A 22,434-nucleotide genomic window follows, 5' to 3' on the forward strand; every position below is an offset into this window, starting at 1 on the left:
GCTCTCCCGCGCCGGAGGCCGGTCACGTCCGCGACACGCAGAGCAGCGCGAGCCGCCGTGGGACCGGGGGCGGGCGGGCCGTCGGTGCGGTCCGCGGACGTCCCGGACCGGCCGGCCGGCGCGACGACGGCAGCGGCGCGAACCCGGACAGCAGCACCGCCGCGGCCAGGACGACCCCGGCCGCGAGCACGGCCAGGCACAGGTGCAGCAGGTGCGACGCCCCGTCGTGGGACATGCCGTGCGGGGCGGGAGGCGACGACCCCTCCACCCCGTGCGGGACCGAGGGTGCGGCGACCGCGGGAGCGTGGTGTACACCGGAGGGCGCGGGTGGCGCCGCGAGCGCGTGCATCCCCAGCAGCCCGAGCAGCACCGGCAGCACGAGCACGAGCAGCCGGGTCCGGTCCGTCACACCCCGGACGCTACAGCCCGGGTGGATACCGTTACCCCCTAGGGGTATGGTGACGGTGGACCCTGAGGAGGACGCGATGCCCGGCTACGCCGACACCAAGGACGCGCACGTCAAGCGGATGCGGCGGATCGAGGGCCAGGTCCGCGGCATCACCAGGATGATCGAGTCCGACAAGTACTGCATCGACGTGCTGACCCAGGTCGCCGCGGTCAACAAGGCCCTCGAGGCCGTCGCGCTGGGTCTGCTCGACGAACACCTGAAGCACTGCGTCGCCGACGCCGCCACCGAGGGTGGCCCCGTCGCCGAGGAGAAGATCCGGGAGGCCAGCGCGGCGATCGCCCGGCTGGTCCGATCCTGACATCCGAACGGGAGAGAGCACGATGAGCACCGCCAGCTACACCGTCACCGGCATGACCTGCCAGCACTGCGTCGCCTCGGTCACCGAGGAGATCAGCGAGATCGCCGGCGTCACCGACGTGGCCGTCGACCTGCCGACCGGCGCCGTCACCGTCACCAGCGACGACGAGATCTCCCCCGACGCCGTCCGTGACGCCGTGCACGAGGCGGGCTACCAGCTCGTCTGAGCACCCCTGACCACCCACCCGGCGCGGGTCGCCACCGCCACCCGCGCCGGGTCACCCCCGGAGGACCGACCATGAGCGACACGTCCCCGGCCCACGGACCCGTCACCGCCCTGCCCCGCGCAGCCGCGACCGGGACCGTCGCCGAGAACGGCGCGGGCAGCACCGTCACCGAGATCGAGCTCGCCGTCGGCGGCATGACCTGTGCGTCCTGCGCCAACCGCATCGAGCGCAAGCTCAACAAGCTCGACGGCGTCACCGCCACCGTCAACTACGCCACCGAGAAGGCCCGGGTCAGCGCGCCCGGTGGGATCGGCATCGACACGCTCGTCGGGACCGTCGAGGCGGCCGGCTACACCGCCACCCCGCCGAGCGCGGAGGCCGACGAGGACCCCGAGCGCGACCTGCGCGACCTGCGGAACCGGCTCATCGGAGCCGCCGTGCTGTCGGTGCCGGTCGTCGTCGTCGCGATGACGCCCGCATGGCAGTTCGTCGGCTGGCAGTGGGTCTCGCTGCTGCTGACACTGCCGGTCTGGGGCTGGGCGGGCGCGCCGTTCCACCGCGCCGCCTGGACCAACCTGCGCCACGGCGCCGCCACGATGGACACCCTCGTCTCGATGGGGACGACGGCCGCGCTCGCCTGGTCGCTCTACGCGCTGTTCCTCGGCACCGCCGGGATGCCCGGCATGGTGCACCCCTTCGAGCTGACGATCTCGCGCACCGACGGCAGCGGGAACATCTACCTGGAGGTCGTCGCCGCGGTCGTCACGTTCGTGCTGGCCGGGCGCTACGTCGAGCTCCGCTCCCGCCGCCGGGCCGGTGCCGCGCTGCGCGCGCTGCTGCAGATGGGCGCGAAGGACGTGACGGTGCTCCGCGACGGCGCCGAGGTGCGCGTCGCCGTCGACGAGCTCGCCGTGGGCGAGGAGTTCGTCGTGCGCCCCGGGGAGAAGGTCGCCACCGACGGCGAGGTCGTCGACGGCCGCTCGGCGGTCGACGTCTCGATGCTGACCGGCGAGTCGGTGCCGGTCGAGGTCCGGGCCGGGGACACCGTCGTCGGCGGGTGCGTGAACTCCGGCGGGCGGCTCGTCGTGCGGGCCACCCGGGTCGGCTCGGACACCGCGCTCGCGCAGATGGCGCGGCTGGTCGAGGAGGCGCAGAACGGCAAGGCCGAGGTGCAGCGCCTCGCCGACCGGATCTCCGCGGTGTTCGTGCCCGTCGTCGCCGTGATCGCCGCCGCGACGCTGCTGGTCTGGATCCTCACCGGCGCCGTCGCCTCGACCGCGTTCACCGCGGCCGTCGCCGTGCTGATCATCGCGTGCCCGTGCGCGCTCGGGCTGGCCACGCCGACCGCGCTGCTCGTCGGCACCGGGCGCGGCGCCCAGACCGGCATCCTGATCAAGGGGCCGGAGATCCTGGAGTCCACGCGCCGGGTCGACACCGTCGTGCTCGACAAGACCGGCACCGTCACCACCGGCACCATGGCGCTGACCGGCGTGCACACCGGCGACGGGACCGACGAGGCGACCGTGCTGCGCCTCGCCGGGGCGCTGGAGCGCGCCTCGGAGCACCCGGTCGCCGCCGCGATCGCCGGGGCGGCGGCCGAGCGGGTCGGTGACCTGCCCGCCGTCACGGACTTCACCAACCACGAGGGCCTCGGCGTGCAGGGCGTCGTCGACGGCCACGCCGTGCTCGTCGGCCGTCCGCGGCTGCTCGAGCAGTGGTCGGTCCCGCTGTCCGACGACCTCGCCGCGGTCGCCGCGGACGAGGCCGCGCGGGGCCGTACGACGGTCGCCGTCGCGTGGGACGGGGCCGCGCGTGCCGTGCTCGTCGTCGCCGACACCGTCAAGCCGACCTCGGCCGAGGCGATCGCGGAGTTCCGCAGGCTCGGGTTGCGTCCGGTGCTGCTCACCGGGGACAACCGGGCCGTCGCCGAGACCGTCGCCCGTGAGGTCGGCATCGAGCCCGGCCCGGACACCGTCATCGCCGACGTGCTGCCCGCGGACAAGCTCGCCGTGGTGGAGCGGCTGCAGGAGCAGGGCCGGGTCGTCGCGATGGTCGGCGACGGCGTGAACGACGCGGCCGCGCTCGCCCGGGCCGACCTGGGCCTGGCCATGGGTACCGGCACCGACGTGGCGATCGAGGCGTCGGACATCACCCTGGTCCGGGGTGACCTGCGGGCCGCGGCCGACGCCGTCCGGCTGTCCCGGCGCACCCTGGGCACGATCCGGGGCAACCTGTTCTGGGCGTTCGCCTACAACACGGCCGCGATCCCGCTGGCCGCGTTCGGGCTGCTCAACCCGATGATCGCCGGAGCGGCGATGGCGTTCAGCTCGGTGTGCGTGGTGCTCAACAGCCTGCGGCTGCGCCGGTTCCGCCCGCTGGCGGACTGACCCCCTCCGCCGTCGGGTCGCGGCTCAGGTGCTCGGCGATCGCGCGGAGCTTGATGTTGAGGTGCTGCGAGGCACGGGTGAGCCGGTCGAACGCCTGCTCCGAGGAGATCCCGTAGCGCTCCCGCAGGATGCCGATCGCCTCGCCGATCACCTGCCTGCTGCGGACCGCCTCCTGCAGGTTCTCCCGCGTACGCACCGCGTCGATCGCGACGGCGGCGTGCGCGGCCAGCACCGCGATCCGGTCCTGGGCGGCGGTGTCGAACGCGCCGGCGGCGCCGAAGACGTTCAGGGCGCCGGTGGTGCGCTCGTCGGTGAACAGCCGGGAGGCCACCACCGAGCCGATGCCGCGGCGCGCCGCGGCCGGGCCGAACCGGGGCCAGCGCCCGTCGTGCCCCAGGTCGGCCGACACGACGTTGCGGTCCGCGCTGATCGCCTGGAGGCAGGGGCCCTCGCCCAGCTCACGCTGCAGATCGTCGACGGTCCGGGCGCCCGGACCGGTGCACGCCGGGGTGGCGACCTTTCCGCCGGAGGTCAGCGTGAGCGTGGCGTGGGTGCAGCCCTCGACGAGCGCGGTGCACGCCTCGAGCACACGGTCGCACGCGTCGGCCGCGTCACGGGCCGCGTAGAGGTGACGCGACAGTCCGGCCATCGTCCGGGCCAGCTCCTCGGGCGCGCGCCCGGCGTCGTCGTCGGCGCGGAACTCCGACGACGCCCCCTCGGACAGGTCCTCGGTCCAGGAGGTCCGGCGTCCCGGCATCAGGCGCTCCTCGTCCGTTCGCGGTGATCGAGGTGAGGTTCGGGGCGGCCCCGCCGGCTGCAGGATCTCAACCGACAGGACCTGGGCCGGCGTACGCCCCGGGTACGAGTGCCGACATGGACCTGACGTACCCCGTCGGCGGCCGCCCACACGTCACCGGTCCGCCGGATGCAGATCCGGGCTGCGGTCGGCCGGTCCGGCGTGCAGGTGGTCCAGGCAACGCCGCAGGTGCAGCACGATCCCCGACGCGGCGAGGCTGTCCTCCCAGCCCGCGCGCTGGGAGTCGAGCCGGTCGGTGACCCGGTCCAGCGCCTCCCGGGCGGCGGCCAGGTGGCGGCGGTGCCCGTCGAGCCCGGCGGGTGCGGGGCCGCGGGTGAGGTGCGCCAGCTCCGCCGACCGGATCGCGGTGGCCAGGTCACGCATCGCCTCCGCGACCGGGGTGCGCAGCTCCGGGTCCAGGACGAGCACGGTGCGCTCGGCCCACGCCGTCTGGGCCAGGACCGTGCTGATGTCGCGGACGAGCACCGCGAGCTGTTCCAGGGTCTGCGCGGCCTCGTAGAGCTGCTGGCCGCGGGCCCGGTAGGCACGCGCCCGCAGGTTGGCCCGCCGGCCGGCGTCGGCGGAGCGGACCGCCTCCCGGGTCGCGTCGATCAGCGGCTCGAAGTCGTGGCGGTGGCGGGTCCACTCCTCGCGCTCCGGCGGCCACCGCTCGGCCAGGACCTCCGCCATCTCCTGCAGGTGGTCGGCGATGCCGTCGCGCAGCCGCGCCACCACTCGGTGCGCGCGGGCGTTCTGCGGCGGAGGCGGCAGGGCCAGGGTGACCGCGACCCCGACGAGCACGCCGAGCAGGGTCTGGCCGAGGTAGCCCGCCATGAAGCCGGACGGGTCCGTCGCACCGATGAGGATCGTGAACAGCGCCGCGGTGGGGACGAGGTCGCGGGCCGCGGAGAGGATCGGGACGGCACCCACCGCGATGCCGGCGAGGACGGCCGCGGCCACCGCCCACCACTGCGCGCCGCCCAGGTGCAGGGCGGCGGCACCGAGGCCGACGCCGAGGCCGGTCGCGAGCACCGCGTACAGGCTCTGGCGCAGCGAGTCGAAGACGGTCGGGTAGCAGACGAGCAGGGCACCGAGCGGTGCGTAGTAGGGGTACTGGCCGAGGACACCGGGGACGAGGGTGGCGAGATACCAGGCGGCGCCGGCCGCGGCGCCGGCGCGCCAGGCCAGCCGCATGCGGTGGCGCAGTCCCTCGGTGAACGGGGAGGCCGGGGAGTTCGGGTGGTGCGGGATCAACGACGGCTCCGTCGGTCGTGCAGGTGGTGCGGGAGCGGGGCCGGCTGTTCGACCGCGAAGGGCGCGCACTACCCGCGACCGCGCGGGACAAACCCGGGTGGTGGCAGGGTGTGCCGGTGCGCGCCATCGTGATCGGCCACGACCACGTCGCCGGGCTCGGGCTGCTCGGCCGTGCCCTGGAACGACGCGGGATCCGTCCGGAGTGGACGACGGTGGTGCCCGCGGACCGGTACGACACCCCGGACGTCGACGCCGGGTTCCCCGACCCCACCGGGGCCGGCCTGGTGGTCACGCTCGGCGCGCCGTGGCCGAGGGAGCGGATCGCAGGGTGGGCGGCCCGTGAGGTCGCCTTCCTGCGCCGGACGCACGACGCCGGGGTGCCGGTGCTGGCGGTCTGCTTCGGCGCCCAGCTCCTCGCCGAGGCCCTCGGCGGCTCCCGGACGACGCTGCCGGCCGCGCGGATCGGATGGCACCCGGTCGACCCGGTCGACGGCCGCCTCCCGGCCGGGCCGTGGTTCTGCTGGAACGCCGAGCAGCTCGTCGCGCCGCCCGGGGCGGAGCTGCTCGCCACCAGCGGGGCCGGGCACGAGGCGTTCGTGGCCGGTCGCAGCGTGGGCGTGCAGTTCCACCCCGAGATGACCGTGGACCTGCTGGAGCGCTGGTACTCCCTCGGCGTGCCGGACGGTCTCGACGCCCACGCGCTCCGGGCGGCGACGGCGGCGCAGGACCCGCAGCGGCTCGCCGAGCGGGCCGAGCGGGTCCTGGCGCTCGCGCTCAGGCCCCCAGGAAGTGCTCCAGGGTGATCGGCAGCGACCGGACCCGCACGCCGGTGGCGTGGTGGGCGGCGTTCGCGACGGCCGCGGCCACCCCGACGATCCCGATCTCCCCGATCCCCTTGGCGCCCACCGGGTTGACGTGCGGGTCGTCCTCGTCGACCCACTCGGCGTCGATGTCGCCGACGTCGGCGTTCGCCGCCACGTGGTAGCCGGCGAGGTCGTGGTTGACGACGTGCCCGCGGGCCGGGTCGACGACGCCCTCCTCGTGCAGCGCCATCGACAGCCCCCACACCATCCCGCCGAGGAACTGCGAGCGCGCGGTCAGCGGGTTGAGGATGCGGCCCGCGGCGAACACCCCCAGCATCCGCGGCACCCGGATCTCCCCGGTGTCGGCGTGCACCGCGACCTCGACGAAGTGCGCCCCGTGCGCGCCCATCGCGTACTCGGCCATCGCCGGGTTGTGCCCGGCGACGCCGTCGGCCTCCGCCGCGTCCTCGGGGTCGGTGCCCCACTTGTCGCGGAACCGGTCGGCGGCGTCGACGATCGCCGTCGCCCAGGACGCGGTGCCCGCGGAGCCGCCGGCCACGGTCGCGTGCGGCAGACCGGTGTCGCCCAGGTTCAGGTCGACCTGCGCGGGTGGCACCCCGAGCGCCTCGGCGGAGATCTGGGTGAGCACCGTGCGGGCGCCCTGCCCGATGTCGGCCGCGGCGATGTCCACCCGGTAGCGGCCGGGCGCACCGGCACCGCCGGCGTCGAACCGGATCGCGGCGGCGGAGCCGGGCATCGCGAAGGACGGGAAGAACGCGGCGGCCACGCCGGTGCCGTGCCACCAGCCGTCGACGAGCCGGGTGCGCGGGCGCGGGTCCCGGTCGGCCCAGCCGAACCGCTCGGCGCCGCGCCGCAGGCAGGCCACGAGGTTGCGGCTGGAGAACGGCCTGCCGGTGTCGGGGTCGACGTCGGGCTCGTTGAGGATCCGCAGCTCGACCGGGTCGATCCCGAGGGCGACGGCGAGTTCGTCGAGCGCGGACTCCGCGCCGAAGCTGCCGGGCGCCTCGCCGGGTGCGCGCATGAACGTCGGCGTGGACAGGTCCAGCGGCACGACCCGGTGCGAGGTCCGCCGGTGCGGCGACGCGTACAGGTGCCTGCTGATCACCGCGGTCGGCTCGCCGAACTCGGCCATCCGCGCCCCGGACTCGACGACGTCGTGGCCGAGCGAGTGCAGCCGCCCGTCGGTCCCGGCGCCGAGCCGGAGGCGCTGCACCGTCGCCGGGCGGTACCCGGTGGTGTCGGTCATCTCGCGGCGGGTCAGCGACAGCTTCACCGACCGGCCGGGGACCGCGCGCGCGGCGAGCACCGCCAGGACCGACCCCGCGTGCAGCGCCCCCTTGGTGCCGAACCCGCCGCCGACGTGCGGCGAGACGACGGTGACGGCGTCGTCGCCGATCCCGAACAGGGCCGCGACCTGGCGTCGCGCGTCCCAGACGGCCTGCGAGGACTCGAACAGCGTGAGGTGCCCGCCGTCCCACCGCGCGACGGTGGAGTGCGGCTCCATCGGGTGGTGGTACTCGATCGGCGTCGTGTAGGTGGCGTCGACCTGCACGGGGGCCTCGTCGAACGCCGTCTCCGGGTCGCCGGTGCGGGTGTCCGGCGGGAACGCGACGACGACCTCGGGGGTGTAGGCCTCGGCCGACCCCGGGTCGAACGCGGTGGTGGCGGGCTCCGCGTCGTAGTCGACGACGACGAGGTCGGCCGCCTCCCGGGCCGCCTCGGCGGTCTCGGCGAGCACCGCGGCGACGTACTGGCCGCGGTGGTGCACGGCGCCGGTCTGCAGGACGGCCTGCTCGGTGTTCGCGCCGTCGTCGAGGCGGGGCGCGGTGTCCGGGGTCAGGACGGCGACCACCCCGGGGACCGCGGCCGCGGCGGTGGTGTCGACCGAGCGGACCCGGCCGCGGGCGATCGTCGCCCCGACGCCGCGCAGGTGCAGCGGTGCGGCGGCGTCCTGCTCGTAGGCGTAGACGGCGTTGCCGGTGACCTTGGCGGGGCCCTCGATCCGGGTGTGCGACGTGCCTGCGGCGCCGTCGGTCGTGGTGCCGGGGGTGACGGTGCTGGTCATGCGGCCTCCGTCCGGTGCGCGGCGAGGCCGCGCAGGGTGGCGGTGACCGTGCCGGCCACCAGCGGGATCTTGAAGGCGTTGCCGCCGACGGCGGTGTCGACGGCGCGGGCGTCGGCGGTCTCGGCCGCCGCGGCGGCGCGGAACGCCTCGTCGGTGGCGGGCCCGCCGAGCAGCGCCTGCTCGGCGCGGTGCGCCCGCCACGGCCGGTGCGCGACCCCGCCGAGGGCGATCCGCACGTCGCGGACGGTGCCGTCGTCGGCGACGTCGAGGGCCGCGGCGACCGACACCAGCGCGAACGCGTACGAGGCGCGGTCGCGGACCTTGCGGTAGGTGGAGTGCGCGGCGACCGGCAGCGCGGGCAGCTCGACCGAGGTGATCAGCTCCCCGTGCTCCAGCACGGTGTCGCGGCCCGGGTCGTCGCCGGGCAGCCGGTGCAGCTCGGTGGCGGCGACGGTGCGCTCCCCGTCCGGGCCGAGGACGTGCACGCGGGCGTCGAACGCGGCCAGCGCGACCGCCATGTCCGACGGGTGGGTCGCGATGCAGCCGCCCTCGGGTGCGCCGAGGATCGCGTGGTGGCGGGCCCAGCCGTGCTGCGCGGAGCAGCCCTGCCCGGGGTCGCGCTTGGTGCAGGGCGCGGTGAGGTCGGCGAAGTAGGAGCAGCGGGTGCGCTGCAACAGGTTCCCGCCGGTCGTCGCCATGTTGCGCAGCTGCCCCGAGGCCCCGGCGAGCAGCGCCGCGGACAGCGCCGGGTAGTCGCGTCGGACCCGCGGGTCCACGGCGACGTCGGTGTTGCGGGCGCCCGCGCCGATGGACAGGCCGCCGTCGGCGGTCGGGGTGATCCCGGTGGGCAGCAGGCCGGTGACGTCGACGAGCGTGCCCGGCTCGACCAGGCCCAGCTTGAGGTGGTCGACGAGGTTGGTCCCGCCGGCCAGGTAGGCGGCGGACGGGTCGGCGGAGACCGCGGCGACCGCGGCCGCGGCGTCGCCGGGACGGGTGTAGGCGAACGGCTTCACCGCGACGCCCCCGTCCCGGTGCCCACGGCACCGACGGCGTCGACGATGCCGGAGTAGGCGGCGCAGCGGCACAGGTTCCCGGACAGGCGCTCGGCGATCTCGGCGCGGTCCAGCACGGCCGGTCCGTCGCCGGACAGGTCGGCGGTGACCGCGCTGGGGTGCCCGGCGCGGGCCTCGTCCAGCATCCCGACGGCCGAGCAGATCTGGCCGGGGGTGCAGTAGCCGCACTGGTAGGCGTCGTGGGCGACGAAGGCCTCGGCGAGCGGGTGCAGGTCCGCACCGGTGCCGAGGCCGTCGGCGGTGGTGACCGCGGCGTCGTCGTGGGCGACGGCGAGCGAGAGGCAGGACAGCACGCGGCGGCCCGGCCCCTGTTCGCCGGGTGCGGCCAGCAGGACGGTGCACGCACCGCACTGGCCGTGGTCGCAGCCCTTCTTGGCGCTGGTCACGCCGAGCCGGTCACGCAGCGCGTCGAGGACGGTGGTCCGGGTGTCGACCGTCAGCTCGTGGCGACGGCCGTCGACGGTGAGGGAGATCGTGGAGTCCACGATGGTGCGCTCCTTCGGGAGACGGAGTGGAGACCTTGAAACGGAGCCTCCTCCGGAAATATAGGAACGGTGTTCCGGTTACGCAACCCGGAGGCCCGCGAGGAAGAAGCCGACGGCGCGGCGGGCGTCGTAGGCGGGATCGGCCTCGGCGCCGAAGCACAGGTTGCCGATCCCCCGCAGCACCTCGTAGGCGGTGACGTCGGACGGCAGCTGCCCGGCCTCCCGTGCCGCCCGGACGATCTCCTCCCCCGCCGGCAGCAGCCGCTCCAGGAACAGCTCGTGCAGCGCGGCGGAGCGGCCGTCGTCGTGGACGAGCATCGCGACCAGCCCGTGCTTGGTGACGAGCAGGTCGACGAACTCCCCGACCCAGGCCGTGAGGGCGTCGAACGGCGTCGGACCGGCGTCGAGGCAGGTCCGTGCGGCCGCCGCGCACCCCTCGACCTGGTGCCGGTAGACGGCGACGACCAGGTCGGGCCGGGTCGGGAAGTGCCGGTAGACCGTCCCCACGCCGACACCGGCACGGGCGGCGATCGCCCGGACCGGCGCGTCGACGCCCGCGGTCACGAACTCGGCCGCGGCGGCCTCGAGCAGGGCGGCACGGCTGCGCCGGGCGTCGGACCGGACCGGTTCCCGCTGCACACCCACCGCACACTCCCTTGCCGACCGGAACACTGTTCCGTATCGTACCCGGAACATTGTTCCGTTTCATCTCCCGCAGGAGCCCCCGTGCCCCGAGCGTCCATCGGCATCATGACCGCCCAGATGCAGACCACCTACGACGACCTGCTGCGCGTCTGGCTCGAGGCCGACGAGCTGCCCGGCATCGAGCACGCCTGGCTGTTCGACCACCTCATGCCGATCGGCGGCGACCCGCTGGGGCCGGCCCTCGACGGCTGGACCACCCTGTCCGCGCTGGCCGCACGGACCCGACGGCTGCGTCTGGGCCTGCTGGTCACCAGCAACCGGTTCCGCCCGCCCGCGGTGCTGGCCAAGATCGCGACGACGGTCGACGTCGTCTCCGGCGGGCGGCTCGACCTGGGCATCGGCGTCGGGTCCCGCCCGGACCACCCGCTCGCCCGCCGCGAGTACGAGGCGCACGGCCTGCCCTTCGCCGCCACCGCCGACGCCGTCACCGCGCTCGACGAGGCCTGCACGGTGATCCGGCGGCTGTGGACCGAGACCGAGCCGTTCGACGTCGACGGCGAGCAGGTGCGGCTCACCGGCGCGTTCGGCAGCCCGAAACCGGTGCAGGCCCACCCGCCGATCGTGATCGGCGGGCGGGCCAGGGCGACGCTGCGGATCGCGGCACGGCACGCCGACGTCTGGAACATCCCCGGCGGCGACCTCGACGACGCCGTCGCCCGCAGCGCGATGCTCGACGGGCTGTGCGCCGACATCGGCCGGGACCCGGCGGAGATCACCCGGTCGATCCACCTGGGCGTCTCCTACGACGACCCGCAGGACGCCCGCGAGCGGGTCTCCGCCGCCGTCGCCGCGGGGTTCGGGCACGTGGTCCTCGGACTGCCCGCGCCGTTCCCCGACGGCGCCGCCCGCTGGGTGGCCGACGAGATCGTCGCGCAGGTTTAGCCGACCGGGTAGTTCGGTCATCTAACTACCATGACCTCCTCCCGGCACGCCCTGATCTCCGGCGCCGGCATCGCCGGCTCCGCGCTCGCCCTGCGCCTGGCCGCGTACGGCTGGCGGACGACCGTCCTGGAGCGCGCGCCGCGGCAGCGCGACGAGGGGCACAACATCGACGTCCGCGGCACCGCCCGCGAGGTCCTGCGCCGCATGGGCCTGGAGGACGCCGTGCGGGCCGCCGGCACCCAGGAGGTCGGCTTCCGTGTCATCGGCGACGACGGGCGCCCGGTCGCCGAGATCCCGATGGACCCGACCGGGTCGACCGACGGTCCGACCGCCGAGCTGGAGATCCTGCGCGGCGAGCTGGCCCGGGTGCTGATCGAGGCCGCGCCGGGGTCCACGACGTTCCGGTTCGGGACCCGGATCACCGGCGTCGAGGACCGGGGCACCGGCGACGGCCCGGCCCGGGTCGCCCTCGACGACGGCACGACCGTCACCGCCGACCTCGTCGTGGTCGCCGAGGGACTGCGGTCGCGCACCCGCGACCTGGTGTTCGACGACGTCACCGTCCGCGAGACCGGTCTGTACGGCGCCTACCTGACGATCCCCCGCACCGCCGACGACGACGCCTGGTGGAACTGGTTCCACGAGACCGGCTCGCGCGGGGTGCACCTGCGCCCGGACAACCTGGGCACCACCCGCGCCATGCTGACCTTCCTGTCCGGGGTGCGCGGCCTGGAGACCCTCGGCGACGCCGACGTCCGCACCGTCCTGCGGCAGACCTTCGCCGACGCGGGCTGGGTCGCCCCGCGGATCCTGCGCGAGCTCGGCGACGGGCCGGACGGAGCGCCGATGTACTTCGACGCCGTCGGGCAGGTCATGGCCCCGCACTGGAGCTCGGGACGGGTGGTGCTGCTCGGCGACGCCGCGTACTGCCCGTCGCCACTGGGCGGCGGGGGCACGAGCCTGGCCCTGATCGGTGCCTACGTGCTGGCCGGGGAGCTGGCCTCGCGCCCCGGCGACACCGCGGGTGCGCTGCGCCGCTACGAGGAGCTGCTGCGGCCCGCGACCGAGCAGGCGCAGAAGCTGCCGCCGCTGACGCTGGCCAACCCGCGGACCCGGGCCGGGATCCGGACGCTGCGCACCGCGTTCCGGGCCGTCGCGAGCCCGGTCGGGAAGCGGGTCACCGGACTGCTCGGGGCCACGCCGACCGGCGCGGTCGACGCGTTCCGGCTCCCGGACTATCCGGCGCCGAGCTCGTCGAGCGTGGCGACGACCGCGCGCAGGTAGCGCTCGACGACCGCGCCCTCGTCGTCGGAGAGGCGGCGGGCGACGTCGTCGAGGGCCCGCACGACCGGCTCCCACTGCGCGAGCCGCGCGCGGAAGGACTCCTCCCGCGAGCGCACGGTGACCCGGCGGCGGTCGTGCGGGTCGGGCACCCGCTCGAGGTGGCCGGCCGCCTCGAGCCGGTCGATCAGCGCGGTGGTGGAGGCCGGCCGCAGGTCCAGCCGCCGGGCCAGCTCGGTCGGCCCGAGCGAGCCGTGGACGTCGAGCAGCCGCAGCGCCCACAGGTCGGTCGGGTGCAGCCCCGCCCGCCGGGCCTGCCTGCCGGTGAACTCGTGGGTCGCCCGGTTCACCGCCTCCAGCGCGACGGTCGGGCCGGCGAGCCCCTCCAGCAGGTGTCGTCGCTCGCCCATGCGGCCTCCCGGCGTCGGTCCACGGCACCGTATCCGGACGGGCCCGGCCGCATCCGCGACGGGACCGGTCACGAGGTGGTCACGAATTCGCGACGCCGACCCGGGGACGACTCCCCGCTCGCCACCGCGGAATGGGGATGATTCCGCGTTAACTGATCGACGACCCGCAGGTGACGGCCCTGCGCGACCATCCACCCGATCGGGTGACGACGCATTTCTGCGCACCATTCCCGACGACGACCCGACGATTTCCCGGAACCGCACCGTGCGTAATCTCCGGAATCGTGATCGAGCTGGAGGGGGTCTCCAAGGTCTACCGGACCGGAGCCCTCGAGCTGCGCGCACTCGACGCCGTGGACCTGCACGTCGACGACGGCGACCTCGTCGCGATCATGGGTCCCTCCGGCTCGGGCAAGTCCACGATGATGAACATCCTCGGCTGCCTCGACGTGCCGAGCTCCGGCGCCTACCGGCTCGACGGCATCGACGTCGGCCGGATGTCGGACAACCGGCTCGCCGACGTCCGGCTGCAGAAGATCGGTTTCGTCTTCCAGTCGTTCAACCTGCTGCCGCGCACCTCGGCGCTGGCCAACGTGGAGCTGCCGCTGGTCTACGCCGGTGGGCGCGACCGCCGGGGCCGGGCGCGGCGCGCGCTGGAGCGGGTCGGGCTCGGCGACCACGGCGACCACCGGCCCAACGAGCTCTCCGGCGGCCAGCAGCAGCGCGTCGCGGTGGCCCGTGCCCTGGTCACCGACCCGTCGATGATCCTGGCCGACGAGCCGACGGGGAACCTCGACACCGCCTCGACCACCGACGTCATGAACCTGTTCGTGGAGCTGAACGAGAGCGGCCGCACCGTCGTGCTGATCACCCACGAGCCCGAGGTCGCGGAGTTCGCCAAGCGGGTCGTGACCCTGCGCGACGGCCGGATCGTGGGTGACGAGCGCCGATGACGATCTGGGAGTCCGCGCGGATCGCGGTACGGGGCCTGCGGGCCGGGCCGCTGCGGTCGCTGCTGACGATGCTCGGGATCATCATCGGGGTCGCCGCGGTGATCGTGCTGGTCGCGTTCGGCAACGGTCTGCAGCGCTTCGTCGCCGACGCGTTCGGCCCGCTCGCCAACCAGATCCAGATCACCCCGGACCGCGGTGGCATCAGCGGCAGCGGCACCCCGCGCGACCTCACCGACGCCGACGTGCGCGCCCTGCGCGACCGGGCCTCCGCACCCGCGGTCGCCTCGGTCAGCCCGACGGTGACCGGCTCGGCGCAGCTGCAGCTGGCCGGTGGCGGGAGCGTCCGCAGCGGCGTGACCGGCGCCGACGCCGACTACCTCGACATCACCAACCGGGAGCTCGTCGTCGGGTCGTTCTTCGACGACCGGCAGGCCACGACCCGGGCGAAGGTCGTCGTGCTCGGCCCCAACCCGGTGGCGACGCTGTTCGGCGGCCGCGCCGGCGACGCGCTGGGCTCGGAGGTGCGGATCGGCCGTACCTCGTTCCGGGTGATCGGCGTGCTCGCCGCCAACGGCCAGCAGGACGACATCGCCGTCATGCCGCTGGGCGCCGCGCGCGCCTACCTGACCGGTGGCGGCGACGTCGTCGACCAGATCACCGTGCGCGCGGTGTCCACCGACGCGGTGCCGCAGGCGGTCGAGCAGGTCACGACGGTCCTCGACGACCGGCACCGCATCGACGACCCGCAGGACCGCGACTACACCGTCACCGCGCTGCAGAGCCTGCTCGACCAGTCCTCGCAGGTCCTGAGCTTCGTGACGATCTTCGTCGCGGCGGTCGCGGGCATCTCGCTGCTGGTCGGGAGCATCGGCGTCGCCAACATCATGCTGGTCACGGTGACCGAGCGGACCCGCGAGATCGGCATCCGCAAGGCCATCGGCGCGCGCCGCCGCGCGATCCTGCAGCAGTTCCTCATCGAGGCGATGGTGCTGACCGGCATCGGCGGGGTCATCGGGATCCTGGTCGGCGTCGGCGTGTCCGTGCTGGCCGGGATCGTCCTGCCCCGCCTCGTACCCGATTTCCCCGCCCCGACGGTGTCGGCCGGATCGGTGGTGCTCGCCTTCGGGGTGAGCCTGCTGATCGGGCTGCTCGCGGGCGGTTTCCCCGCCAACCGGGCCGCACGGATGCGGCCCATCGACGCCCTGCGGCACCAGTGACAGCAGCTGAGGAGCACTTCATGACCCGACTGCGGCTCGCGGGCAGCCTGCTGCTCGCCGGACTCGTCGGCCTCACGGCCTGCACCGGAGGGGACCAGCCGCCGCCGGCGGCCGTCGTCGACCGGGGTGTGGTCTCCACCGGGGTGTCGGCGTCGGGGTCGCTGGTGTCGATCACCCAGCAGAACCTCGGGTTCACCGACGGCGGCCGGATCACCGAGCTGCTGGTCGAGGTCGGCGAGACCGTCGCGGCGGGGCAGCCGCTGGCCCGGCTCGACGACGCCGAGGCCCGGTCGAAGGTCGCCTCCGCGCAGGCCGGGCTGGACCAGCAGCAGGCGTCGCTGGGCAAGCTGACCGGCGCGAACACCGTCGAGGCCGCGCAGGCGTCGCTGGCCTCGGCCGAGTCGGTGCTGGCCGCGACCCGGGACCAGGTCGGCGCGCAGAACGCGGCCAACGACACCGCCGTCGAGCGGGCGAAGGTCCAGCTCGCCTTCGACCGCAAGCAGCTCGCCGCGGCCCAGCAGCAGCTGGAGACCGACCGGCGGGCCTGCAAGCGCTCCGGTGGCAGCACCGCGACCGCCACCCCCGAGCCCACTGCCGACCCGTCCGGCGGCGGACTGCTCGGCGGCCTGTCCGGCGGGTCCGGCGCGTCGGGCGGGTCCGGCCTCGGCGCGGCCACGACCGACCCGGCCTGCACCGCCGTCGCCGCCGACGAGCAGGCCGTGACGACGGCGAAGGGCCAGGTCATCACCTCGCAGACGGCGCTGTCGCAGGCCGAGGGCAGCCGCGACACCGGTGCCGCCTCCGGCCGGGTGTCGATCGCGAACGCCGAGAGCGCGGTGTCCGACGCCCGCTCCCAGCTCACCGGGGCGAACAACGACGCACCGGCCGACGTCGCGGTGCAGGACGCCGTGGTCGCCGACGCCCGCAACACCCTCGCCGACGCCCAGCGCGCCCTCGACGACACCCTGCTGCGCGCCCCGGTCGCCGGCACCGTGTCCGCGATCAACGGCGCGGTGGGCGACGTCGTGCCCGCCGCGAACGCCGCGACCGCGCTCGCCCCCGGCACCGACGCCCGGATCCCGCAGGCCGTCGGGTCGGCCTCGGCGGCCTCGGGCGGCGCGGGAGCCACCGGGGGCGGCGCGTCCGCGGCCGGCGGGGCACCGTTCCTCACCCTCAACGACCTGCAGACCTACCAGCTGGTCGTCCCGTTCGAGGAGAGCGACGCCGCCCGGGTCGCCCCGAACCAGACCGTCGACGTCACCGTCGACGCGCTGCCCGGGGTGAGCCTGCCGGCGACCGTGGTGGCCGTCGCGCCGACCGCGACGCAGCTGTCGGGCGTCGTGAGCTACTACGCGACCGTCGTGCTGAACCGCACCGACCCGCAGCTGCGCGACGGCCAGACCGCGCAGGCCGACGTGCGCACCGAGGCCCGCAACGGGGTGCTGCGGGTGCCGAACACCGCCGTCCGGCAGGAGGGCGGCCGCTCGGTCGTCGACGTGCCCGGCGACGACGGCGCCGCGGTGACCCGGCAGTTCGTCCCCGGCCTGGTCGGCGACCAGTTCACCGAGGTCCGGTCCGGCCTCGACGACGGCCAGCAGGTCCTGCTGCCGCAGGCCACCGTCGAGGCGACGCCGGGCCGCCCCGGCGGCGGGGGCGGCGCGGGCGGGAACTGACCCGCCGGTGCGGGTCAGCCGCTCATGCCGCCGTCGATCGCGGAGGTCGAGGACGTGACCATCGCCGCGGGACCCGGCGTCGACCGCACCTGCCGGGGCGCCACCCCGTAGCGGGCGCGGAAGGTCCGGGAGAAGTGCGCCGGGTCGGCGAACCCCCAGCGCCGCCCGGTCGACCCGACCGGCTCGCCCGCCAGCAGCGGGTCCCGCAGGTCGCGCAGGCAGCGCTCCAGACGGCGGGCGCGCACCCAGCACGACACCGACGTGCCCTCGGCCCGGAACAGCTCCTGCAGCCGCCGGGTCGACATGTAGTGCGCCGCGGCGACCCGGCCGGGTGAGAGGTCGTCGTCGGCGAGGTGGTCGTCGAGCCAGTCCAGGACCGGGGCGAGCGGCCCGGCCGGGTGCCCGTCGCGACGCCGCTCGGCGACGGCCGCGGCCAGCAGGTCGGTCAGGACCCGGCGGACCCGGGGCGCCCGGGCCCCGGTGAGCAGCTCCTCGGCGCCCGCGAGCTGGCGCAGCATCGGCCCGAGGAGCAGGCCGAGGCCGTCGCGGTCGGACATCCGCACCCCGCTGCCCTCCCCCGGGCCGCCGTCCAGGCCCAGGTCGGCGCGCGGCAGCATCAGCACCAGGCTGCGGAACCCCGCCTCGTTGTCCACGGCGTAGGGCAGGTCGACGTCGTAGACGACCATGTCGCCCGGCCGCAGCACCGTGCGGTGCCCGGCCTGGGTGACCACCGAGCGTCCCGCGAGCTGGTAGGACACCTTGCACAGGCCGAGGCGCTCGCCGCCCGGGACGCGCCGCACCGTGTGCGCGGTACCCGCGGCCAGATCCCCCAGCACCAGCGGCCCGGACCGCCGGACGACGCCGTGCCCGGTGAACCGGTCGACGGCGCCGTGCGCGGTCAGCCGCAGCGGCGGGAAGTGGTCGCCCACCGTACGCGACCAGGCGCGGAGGTCGCGGGACGCGGGCGGGGCGGGCCACGTGGCGGTGTCGGTCATCGGTGCCTCCGGGGTGACGGGTGGTGGGCGGCTTGGACCTGGGCGCGGTGCGCCTTGACCGTCGGCGCACGGGTGGGCGGGCGGGACCGGTGGCCGGCGTCGCCGTCGCCGGGACCGCGGCGGGGCCGGATCCGCAGGTCGGCGGCCGGATCGCCGGTGCGGGCCGACGGGCGTGGCCCGTGCGGCGGGGGCGCGGCGGCCCGGCGCGGGGGCCTTGTCGGGGGCACGGGCGCGGACCAGCCTTCTCCCACCCAGGACCGAGGAGAACCCGATGACACCGCGCCCGTCCCGCACCGCGAACCGTCCCGGCACCGCGACCGACCGCGGGGTGCGCCGTGGCTGACCCCGGGCACTCGCTGCGCGGCTCCATCGGCGTCGCGGGGATCGTCTTCCTGGTGGTCGCCGCCGCGGCCCCGCTGACCACCGTCGGTGGCGCGCTGCCCGTGATGCTCGCCGGGTCCAACGGGGCCGGTGTGCCGCTGGCCTACGCGCTGGTCGCGGTGGTGCTGCTGCTGTTCAGCGTCGGCTACGCGGCGATGAGCCACTTCGTCGTCGACGCCGGCGCCTTCTACGCCTACGTCAGCCACGGGCTCGGCGCCCGGCTCGGGCTCGGCGCGGGCGGCCTCGCGCTGCTCGCCTACACCGCGATCCAGGCGGCCGTCTACGGCCTCGCCGCGGTGACGCTGCGCGGGATCGTCGTGCAGTTCGGCGGCCCGGAGCTGCCGTGGTGGCTGCTCGCCGCGCTGCTCGTCGCCGTCGTGGCGCTGCTCGGCTACCGGAGCATCGACGTCGGCGCCAAGGTGCTGGGCACGCTGCTGGTCGTCGAGATCGCGGTGGTCACGGCGCTGGTCGCCGGGATCCTGGTGACCGGCGGCCCGGAGGGCTGGTCGGCCACCTCGTTCGCCCCCTCGACGTTCCTGTCCGGGGCGCCCGGGATCGCGGTCATGTTCGCGGTCGCGTCCTTCGTCGGGTTCGAGGCGACGGCCATCTACGCCGAGGAGGCCCGCGAGCCGCGCCGCACGGTGCCGATCGCGACCTACGTGGCAGTGCTGTTCATCGGCGCGTTCTACACCGTGGCCAGCTGGGCGGTCGTCGTCGCGTTCGGACCGAGCCGGGTCGAGGCCGCCGCACAGGCCGACCCGACCGGGCTGGTGTTCGCCGCGGCCGCCACCTACGTGGGCCCGTGGTTCGCCGACGTGCTGCCGGTCCTGCTGCTGACCAGCCTGTTCGCCGCGCTGCTGGCCTTCCACAACGCCGTCGCCCGGTACCTGTTCTCCCTGGGCCGCCGCGGGGCGCTGCCCACGGTGCTGTCGCGGACCCATCCCCGCCACGGCTCCCCGCACGTCGGCTCGCTGGTGCAGACCGTGTCCGCGGTGCTCGTGCTGGCGCTGTTCGCCGTCGCCGGCGGTGACCCGGTCACCACGCTGTTCCCCTGGATGTCCGGGCTGGCGACGGTCGCGGTGCTCGTCCTGATGCTGCTCACCGCGGTCGCCGTGCTGGTGTTCTTCGCCCGCACCCGGGCCGACACCCGCACCTGGAACACCCGGGTCGCGCCGACGCTGGGGCTGCTCGGCATCGCCGGGATCCTCTCCCTGGTGCTGGTCAACTTCACCACGCTGATCGGCGGGTCGGCGGGCCTGGCCGGCGTCCTGCTCGCCCTGGTCGTGGTGGTGCTCGTCGGGGGCGTCGTCCTCGGCGGGGCACGGCGCACGGCCGTCGCACCGGAACCGGCACGCGACGACCCCGCCCTGCACTGACCCGTCCCGCTCCCCCGCATACCGACCAGGAGGGACCCGCCCGTGACCGGGATCGACACCGTCCACCGCGCCGCCCGCGTCCACACCCCCGACGGCTCTCCCGCCACCGTCCTCGCGACGACCGGCGCGACGATCGTCGCCGTCGGCGGTGACGAGCTGCTCGACGCCGCCCCGGCCGGGGCCCGCCGGGTCGACCACGGCGACGCCGTGCTGGTCCCGGGCCTGGTCGACGTGCACAACCACGTGCTCGTCGCCGGCCGGGCGGAGCTCGCCGAGCTGCGCCTGGCCGGCGACGCCGGGGTCGGCGCCCTGCTCGACGCCGTCGCCCGGCGCGCGGCCGGGCTCCCGGAGGGTGCCTGGCTGGTCGGCGGCGGCTGGGACTGCGGGCTGCTCGACGCGCTCGCCGCGCCGGGGGTGCTGGCCCGCCTCGACACCGCCGCGGGACACCGGCCGGTGCTGCTGCGCGACGACAGCTGCCACAACCGCTGGGTCAGCTCCGCGGCGCTGGACCGGGCCGGGATCTCCGCGGACACCCCGGACCCGGCGGGCGGGCGGATCCTGCGCGACGCCGACGGCCGCAGCCCGGCGGGGGTGCTCGTCGAGGCCGCCGCGGTCGCCGTCGAACGGGTCTGCGCCGCCGACGGCGACGGGGTGGACGACGCCGAGGCGGTCCGGCACGCGGTGGGGATCCTGCACTCCCACGGCGTCACCGGGTTCCAGGACGCGGCGTCGTCGCTGCCGCTGCTGCGGGCGCTGCACCGGCTCGACGCCGAGGACCGGCTCGACGCCTGGGCGGTCACCTCGATGCCGGTGCTCGACCCGGTGTTCGGGTCCGCACCGGTCGGCGCCGAGCTGGTCGAGCGGGCGCTGCCGCTGGCCGGGCGGCGGCACCGGCCGACGTTCGTGAAGGTCTTCCTCGACGGCATCCCGCCCTCGCGCACCGCGGCGTTCCTCGACCCCTACCTGCCCGACGACACCCACGGCGACGACTGGCGCGGACACACCGCGATGACCACCGAGGAGCTCACCGGGCACCTGCTGGGCTTCGCGGCGATGGGGATCGGGGCCAAGGTGCACTGCACCGGCGACCGGTCGGTCCGGGTGTTCCTCGACGCCGTCGCCGCGGTGCGGGCCGCGGGGCACACCGGCACCCGCTTCCACCTGGCGCACGGGCAGTACGTCGCCGACGCCGACCTGGGCAGGCTCGCCGCGCTGGGTGTCGTCGCGGACCTGTCCCCGGCGCTGTGGTTCCCCTCGCCGGTGGTCGACGCGATCTGCGCCTGCGTGCCGCGGGAGCGGGCGCGGCGCATCCACCCCAACCGGGACCTGCTGCGGTCGGGGGTGCTGCTCGCCGTCGGCTCGGACTGGCCGGTCGTCGGGTCGCCGGACCCGTGGCCGGGCCTGCAGGGGCTGGTCACCCGGGCCGACCCGACCGGCACCGCGCCGGGACGGCTGTGGCCCGAGCAGGCGCTGACCCCGGACGAGGCGCTGCACGCGGCCACCCTCGGCGCGGCCCGGGCCGCCGGGATCGACGACGTCACCGGCGCGCTCACCCCGGGCCGCTCGGCCGACCTGGCCGTGCTCGACGCCGACCCGCTGACCGTGCCGCACGACGAGATCGCCGGGACCCGGGTCCTGGCGACCTGGTTCGCCGGTCGTGAGGTGTTCCGCCGGGAGCACGGGTGAGGCCGCCGGGTCAGTACAGCTCGACGACGAGCCGCGGGGTGCGGGCGCGCGACACGCACAGCGCGATCTGGTCGCCCGCGGCCCGGTCCGCGGCGGACAGGCAGCTGTCGCGGTGCTCGGGCACGCCCTCCACGACGCCGGACACGCAGGAGCCGCAGACGCCCTCCTCGCAGGACCGGAAGACCTCGATCCCGTTGTCGGTGAGCACCTCGAGGATCGACCGGTCCGCGGGGACCTCGAACTCCTCCCCGGTGTCGAGCGCGACGGTGAACGCGGTGTCGCCGGTGGTGTCGACCTCGGTGGCGGTGAACCGCTCGACGTGCACCCGGTCGTCGCCGACCACCGGGGCGAACACGGCGCGCACGCCGTCCATGAAGCCCTCCGGCCCGCAGGTGTAGACGGCCGCACCGGGACCGAGCCCGGCCGCGACCGGACCGAGGACGGCGGCGTGCCCGGCGCGCGGGACGCCCAGGTGCAGGCGTACCCGCCCGGCGAAACCGGTCTCCAGCAGGTCGGCGAAGGCCGCCTCGGACCGGGACCGGGCGAAGTAGTGCAGGGTGAAGTCGGCGCCGGCGCGGTGCAGCGCGTGCGCCATGCCGAGCAGCGGGGTGACCCCGATGCCCCCGGCGACGAGCACGTGCCGGTCGGCCTCGGGGTCGACGCCGAGCAGGTTGCGGGGCGCGCCGATGTGCAGCTCGTCGCCGGGGGCGACCTCGTGCAGCGCCGCCGACCCGCCGCGGGAGGACCGCTCGCGCTTGACCGCGATCAGCAGCGACGCGGCGTCGTCGGGCGGGCCGCACAGCGAGTACTGGCGCAGCACCCCGGTCGGGCCGACGACGTCGACGTGCGCGCCCGCCCGGTGCGGCCCGAACGGCAGCCCGTCCGGGCGCACCAGGCGCAGGCTGCGGATGCCCTCCGCCTCGTCGACGACGTCGGCGACCCGGACCGGGATCGTGGTCATGGCAGGACTCCTCTCGTTCGGTGGCGCGCACGGCGGC

General features: G+C 75.7%; 21 protein-coding genes. 11 read left to right on the forward strand and 10 right to left on the reverse strand.

Features of this window, described 5'->3' with window-relative positions; translation table 11 throughout:
• Nucleotides 1-22: 22 nt before the first annotated feature.
• On the reverse strand, nucleotides 23-409 hold the full coding sequence (locus KPL60_RS17585) for a DUF6153 family protein (protein ID WP_226366497.1): 387 nt from the start codon (nucleotides 407-409) through the stop codon (nucleotides 23-25).
• A 76-nt stretch (nucleotides 410-485) separates the two neighbouring features.
• Here KPL60_RS17585 and KPL60_RS17590 point away from each other — a divergent pair, with 76 nt between their 5' ends.
• The 3 genes from KPL60_RS17590 (at nucleotide 486) to KPL60_RS17600 (ending at nucleotide 3,380) form a co-directional block, all read left to right on the forward strand.
• Nucleotides 486-767 carry a metal-sensitive transcriptional regulator gene (locus tag KPL60_RS17590; protein WP_226350647.1) on the forward strand — a complete coding sequence of 94 codons (282 nt, stop codon included), beginning with the start codon at nucleotides 486-488 and terminating at the stop codon, nucleotides 765-767.
• 22 nt (nucleotides 768-789) lie between these two features.
• The gene (locus tag KPL60_RS17595; protein ID WP_208821024.1) at nucleotides 790-993 is read left to right on the forward strand and encodes a heavy-metal-associated domain-containing protein; all 204 of its coding nucleotides are present in this window, start codon (nucleotides 790-792) and stop codon (nucleotides 991-993) included.
• A gap of 194 nt (nucleotides 994-1,187) precedes the next feature.
• On the forward strand, nucleotides 1,188-3,380 hold the full coding sequence (locus KPL60_RS17600; RefSeq protein WP_226350646.1) for a cation-translocating P-type ATPase: 2,193 nt from the start codon (nucleotides 1,188-1,190) through the stop codon (nucleotides 3,378-3,380).
• Here KPL60_RS17600 and KPL60_RS17605 read toward each other — a convergent pair.
• Both KPL60_RS17605 and KPL60_RS17610 read right to left on the reverse strand, forming a co-directional pair.
• Nucleotides 3,337-4,137 (reverse strand): GAF and ANTAR domain-containing protein, encoded by an 801-nt coding sequence (locus KPL60_RS17605; protein WP_226366498.1) that lies wholly within the window; start codon nucleotides 4,135-4,137, stop codon nucleotides 3,337-3,339. The genes KPL60_RS17600 and KPL60_RS17605 overlap by 44 nt on opposite strands.
• Nucleotides 4,138-4,290: 153 nt before the next feature.
• Entirely contained in the window at nucleotides 4,291-5,430 is a 1,140-nt protein-coding gene (locus KPL60_RS17610; RefSeq protein ID WP_226366499.1) for an FUSC family protein, read from the reverse strand.
• Between the two features lie 116 nt (nucleotides 5,431-5,546).
• On the opposite strand from KPL60_RS17610, the gene KPL60_RS17615 reads away from it, so the two are divergent.
• Nucleotides 5,547-6,233, forward strand: coding sequence for a gamma-glutamyl-gamma-aminobutyrate hydrolase family protein (locus tag KPL60_RS17615; RefSeq protein WP_226350445.1), 687 nt, complete (start codon nucleotides 5,547-5,549; stop codon nucleotides 6,231-6,233).
• Here KPL60_RS17615 and KPL60_RS17620 read toward each other — a convergent pair.
• From KPL60_RS17620 to KPL60_RS17635, 4 genes are all read right to left on the reverse strand, one after another.
• Complete coding sequence (locus KPL60_RS17620; RefSeq protein WP_226366500.1) at nucleotides 6,205-8,319, reverse strand: xanthine dehydrogenase family protein molybdopterin-binding subunit; 2,115 nt, start codon at nucleotides 8,317-8,319, stop codon at nucleotides 6,205-6,207. The genes KPL60_RS17615 and KPL60_RS17620 overlap by 29 nt on opposite strands.
• Entirely contained in the window at nucleotides 8,316-9,332 is a 1,017-nt protein-coding gene (locus KPL60_RS17625; RefSeq protein WP_226366501.1) for a xanthine dehydrogenase family protein subunit M, read from the reverse strand. The genes KPL60_RS17620 and KPL60_RS17625 overlap by 4 nt, the downstream gene beginning before the upstream one ends.
• Nucleotides 9,329-9,877 carry a 2Fe-2S iron-sulfur cluster-binding protein gene (locus KPL60_RS17630; protein ID WP_062396781.1) on the reverse strand — a complete coding sequence of 183 codons (549 nt, stop codon included), beginning with the start codon at nucleotides 9,875-9,877 and terminating at the stop codon, nucleotides 9,329-9,331. Before KPL60_RS17630 ends, KPL60_RS17625 begins: the two co-directional genes overlap by 4 nt.
• A 78-nt stretch (nucleotides 9,878-9,955) precedes the next feature.
• Nucleotides 9,956-10,522 carry a TetR/AcrR family transcriptional regulator gene (locus tag KPL60_RS17635; RefSeq protein ID WP_226350442.1) on the reverse strand — a complete coding sequence of 189 codons (567 nt, stop codon included), beginning with the start codon at nucleotides 10,520-10,522 and terminating at the stop codon, nucleotides 9,956-9,958.
• Between the two features lie 117 nt (nucleotides 10,523-10,639).
• Between KPL60_RS17635 and KPL60_RS17640 the strand changes: the two genes are divergently transcribed.
• Nucleotides 10,640-11,464: an LLM class flavin-dependent oxidoreductase gene (locus KPL60_RS17640; RefSeq protein WP_255656158.1), complete on the forward strand. Its 825-nt coding sequence runs from the start codon at nucleotides 10,640-10,642 to the stop codon at nucleotides 11,462-11,464.
• A 30-nt stretch (nucleotides 11,465-11,494) separates the two neighbouring features.
• Nucleotides 11,495-12,748, forward strand: coding sequence for an FAD-dependent monooxygenase (locus KPL60_RS17645; RefSeq protein WP_226366502.1), 1,254 nt, complete (start codon nucleotides 11,495-11,497; stop codon nucleotides 12,746-12,748).
• Here KPL60_RS17645 and KPL60_RS17650 read toward each other — a convergent pair.
• Nucleotides 12,700-13,155 (reverse strand): MarR family winged helix-turn-helix transcriptional regulator, encoded by a 456-nt coding sequence (locus KPL60_RS17650; RefSeq protein WP_226350440.1) that lies wholly within the window; start codon nucleotides 13,153-13,155, stop codon nucleotides 12,700-12,702. The two genes, KPL60_RS17645 and KPL60_RS17650, sit on opposite strands and share 49 nt — an antisense overlap.
• A gap of 284 nt (nucleotides 13,156-13,439) precedes the next feature.
• Here KPL60_RS17650 and KPL60_RS17655 point away from each other — a divergent pair, with 284 nt between their 5' ends.
• Genes KPL60_RS17655 through KPL60_RS17665 form a run of 3 tightly spaced genes read left to right on the forward strand, consistent with a single transcriptional unit; the run spans nucleotide 13,440 to nucleotide 16,998 of the window.
• Nucleotides 13,440-14,108 carry an ABC transporter ATP-binding protein gene (locus tag KPL60_RS17655; RefSeq protein ID WP_226366503.1) on the forward strand — a complete coding sequence of 223 codons (669 nt, stop codon included), beginning with the start codon at nucleotides 13,440-13,442 and terminating at the stop codon, nucleotides 14,106-14,108.
• Nucleotides 14,105-15,325 (forward strand): ABC transporter permease, encoded by a 1,221-nt coding sequence (locus tag KPL60_RS17660; RefSeq protein ID WP_161151480.1) that lies wholly within the window; start codon nucleotides 14,105-14,107, stop codon nucleotides 15,323-15,325. Before KPL60_RS17655 ends, KPL60_RS17660 begins: the two co-directional genes overlap by 4 nt.
• Before the next feature lie 20 nt (nucleotides 15,326-15,345).
• Nucleotides 15,346-16,998, forward strand: coding sequence for an HlyD family efflux transporter periplasmic adaptor subunit (locus tag KPL60_RS17665; protein ID WP_226366504.1), 1,653 nt, complete (start codon nucleotides 15,346-15,348; stop codon nucleotides 16,996-16,998).
• Between the two features lie 14 nt (nucleotides 16,999-17,012).
• Here KPL60_RS17665 and KPL60_RS17670 read toward each other — a convergent pair whose 3' ends face one another.
• Nucleotides 17,013-17,993, reverse strand: a complete 981-nt coding sequence (locus KPL60_RS17670; protein ID WP_226366505.1) for a helix-turn-helix domain-containing protein — start codon at nucleotides 17,991-17,993, stop codon at nucleotides 17,013-17,015.
• 335 nt (nucleotides 17,994-18,328) lie between these two features.
• Here KPL60_RS17670 and KPL60_RS17675 point away from each other — a divergent pair, with 335 nt between their 5' ends.
• Nucleotides 18,329-19,750: an APC family permease gene (locus KPL60_RS17675; RefSeq protein ID WP_226366506.1), complete on the forward strand. Its 1,422-nt coding sequence runs from the start codon at nucleotides 18,329-18,331 to the stop codon at nucleotides 19,748-19,750.
• A 42-nt stretch (nucleotides 19,751-19,792) separates the two neighbouring features.
• A complete protein-coding gene (locus tag KPL60_RS17680; protein ID WP_226366507.1) occupies nucleotides 19,793-21,436 on the forward strand; it encodes an amidohydrolase in 1,644 nt (547 codons plus the stop codon).
• Between the two features lie 10 nt (nucleotides 21,437-21,446).
• Here the strand turns inward: KPL60_RS17680 and KPL60_RS17685 are convergent, their stop codons facing one another.
• Nucleotides 21,447-22,397 carry a PDR/VanB family oxidoreductase gene (locus KPL60_RS17685; protein ID WP_226366508.1) on the reverse strand — a complete coding sequence of 317 codons (951 nt, stop codon included), beginning with the start codon at nucleotides 22,395-22,397 and terminating at the stop codon, nucleotides 21,447-21,449.
• Nucleotides 22,398-22,434: the final 37 nt, after the last annotated feature.

The sequence above is a fragment of the Pseudonocardia sp. ICBG162 genome (assembly GCF_020496225.1).
Classification (GTDB): Bacteria; Actinomycetota; Actinomycetes; order Mycobacteriales; family Pseudonocardiaceae; genus Pseudonocardia; species Pseudonocardia alni.

Excerpts from the sequence above, each read along its gene's own strand:
- KPL60_RS17670 (WP_226366505.1), bottom strand. The coding sequence starts at position 17,993 with ATGACCGACACCGCCACGTGGCCCGCCCCGCCCGCGTCCCGCGACCTC.
- KPL60_RS17660 (WP_161151480.1), top strand. The coding sequence starts at position 14,105 with ATGACGATCTGGGAGTCCGCGCGGATCGCGGTACGGGGCCTGCGGGCC.
- KPL60_RS17590 (WP_226350647.1), top strand. The coding sequence starts at position 486 with ATGCCCGGCTACGCCGACACCAAGGACGCGCACGTCAAGCGGATGCGG.
- KPL60_RS17645 (WP_226366502.1), top strand. The coding sequence starts at position 11,495 with ATGACCTCCTCCCGGCACGCCCTGATCTCCGGCGCCGGCATCGCCGGC.
- KPL60_RS17665 (WP_226366504.1), top strand. The coding sequence starts at position 15,346 with ATGACCCGACTGCGGCTCGCGGGCAGCCTGCTGCTCGCCGGACTCGTC.
- KPL60_RS17640 (WP_255656158.1), top strand. The coding sequence starts at position 10,640 with ATGCAGACCACCTACGACGACCTGCTGCGCGTCTGGCTCGAGGCCGAC.
- KPL60_RS17600 (WP_226350646.1), top strand. The coding sequence starts at position 1,188 with ATGACCTGTGCGTCCTGCGCCAACCGCATCGAGCGCAAGCTCAACAAG.
- KPL60_RS17685 (WP_226366508.1), bottom strand. The coding sequence starts at position 22,397 with ATGACCACGATCCCGGTCCGGGTCGCCGACGTCGTCGACGAGGCGGAG.
- KPL60_RS17605 (WP_226366498.1), bottom strand. The coding sequence starts at position 4,137 with ATGCCGGGACGCCGGACCTCCTGGACCGAGGACCTGTCCGAGGGGGCG.
- KPL60_RS17620 (WP_226366500.1), bottom strand. The coding sequence starts at position 8,319 with ATGACCAGCACCGTCACCCCCGGCACCACGACCGACGGCGCCGCAGGC.
- KPL60_RS17650 (WP_226350440.1), bottom strand. The coding sequence starts at position 13,155 with ATGGGCGAGCGACGACACCTGCTGGAGGGGCTCGCCGGCCCGACCGTC.
- KPL60_RS17595 (WP_208821024.1), top strand. The coding sequence starts at position 790 with ATGAGCACCGCCAGCTACACCGTCACCGGCATGACCTGCCAGCACTGC.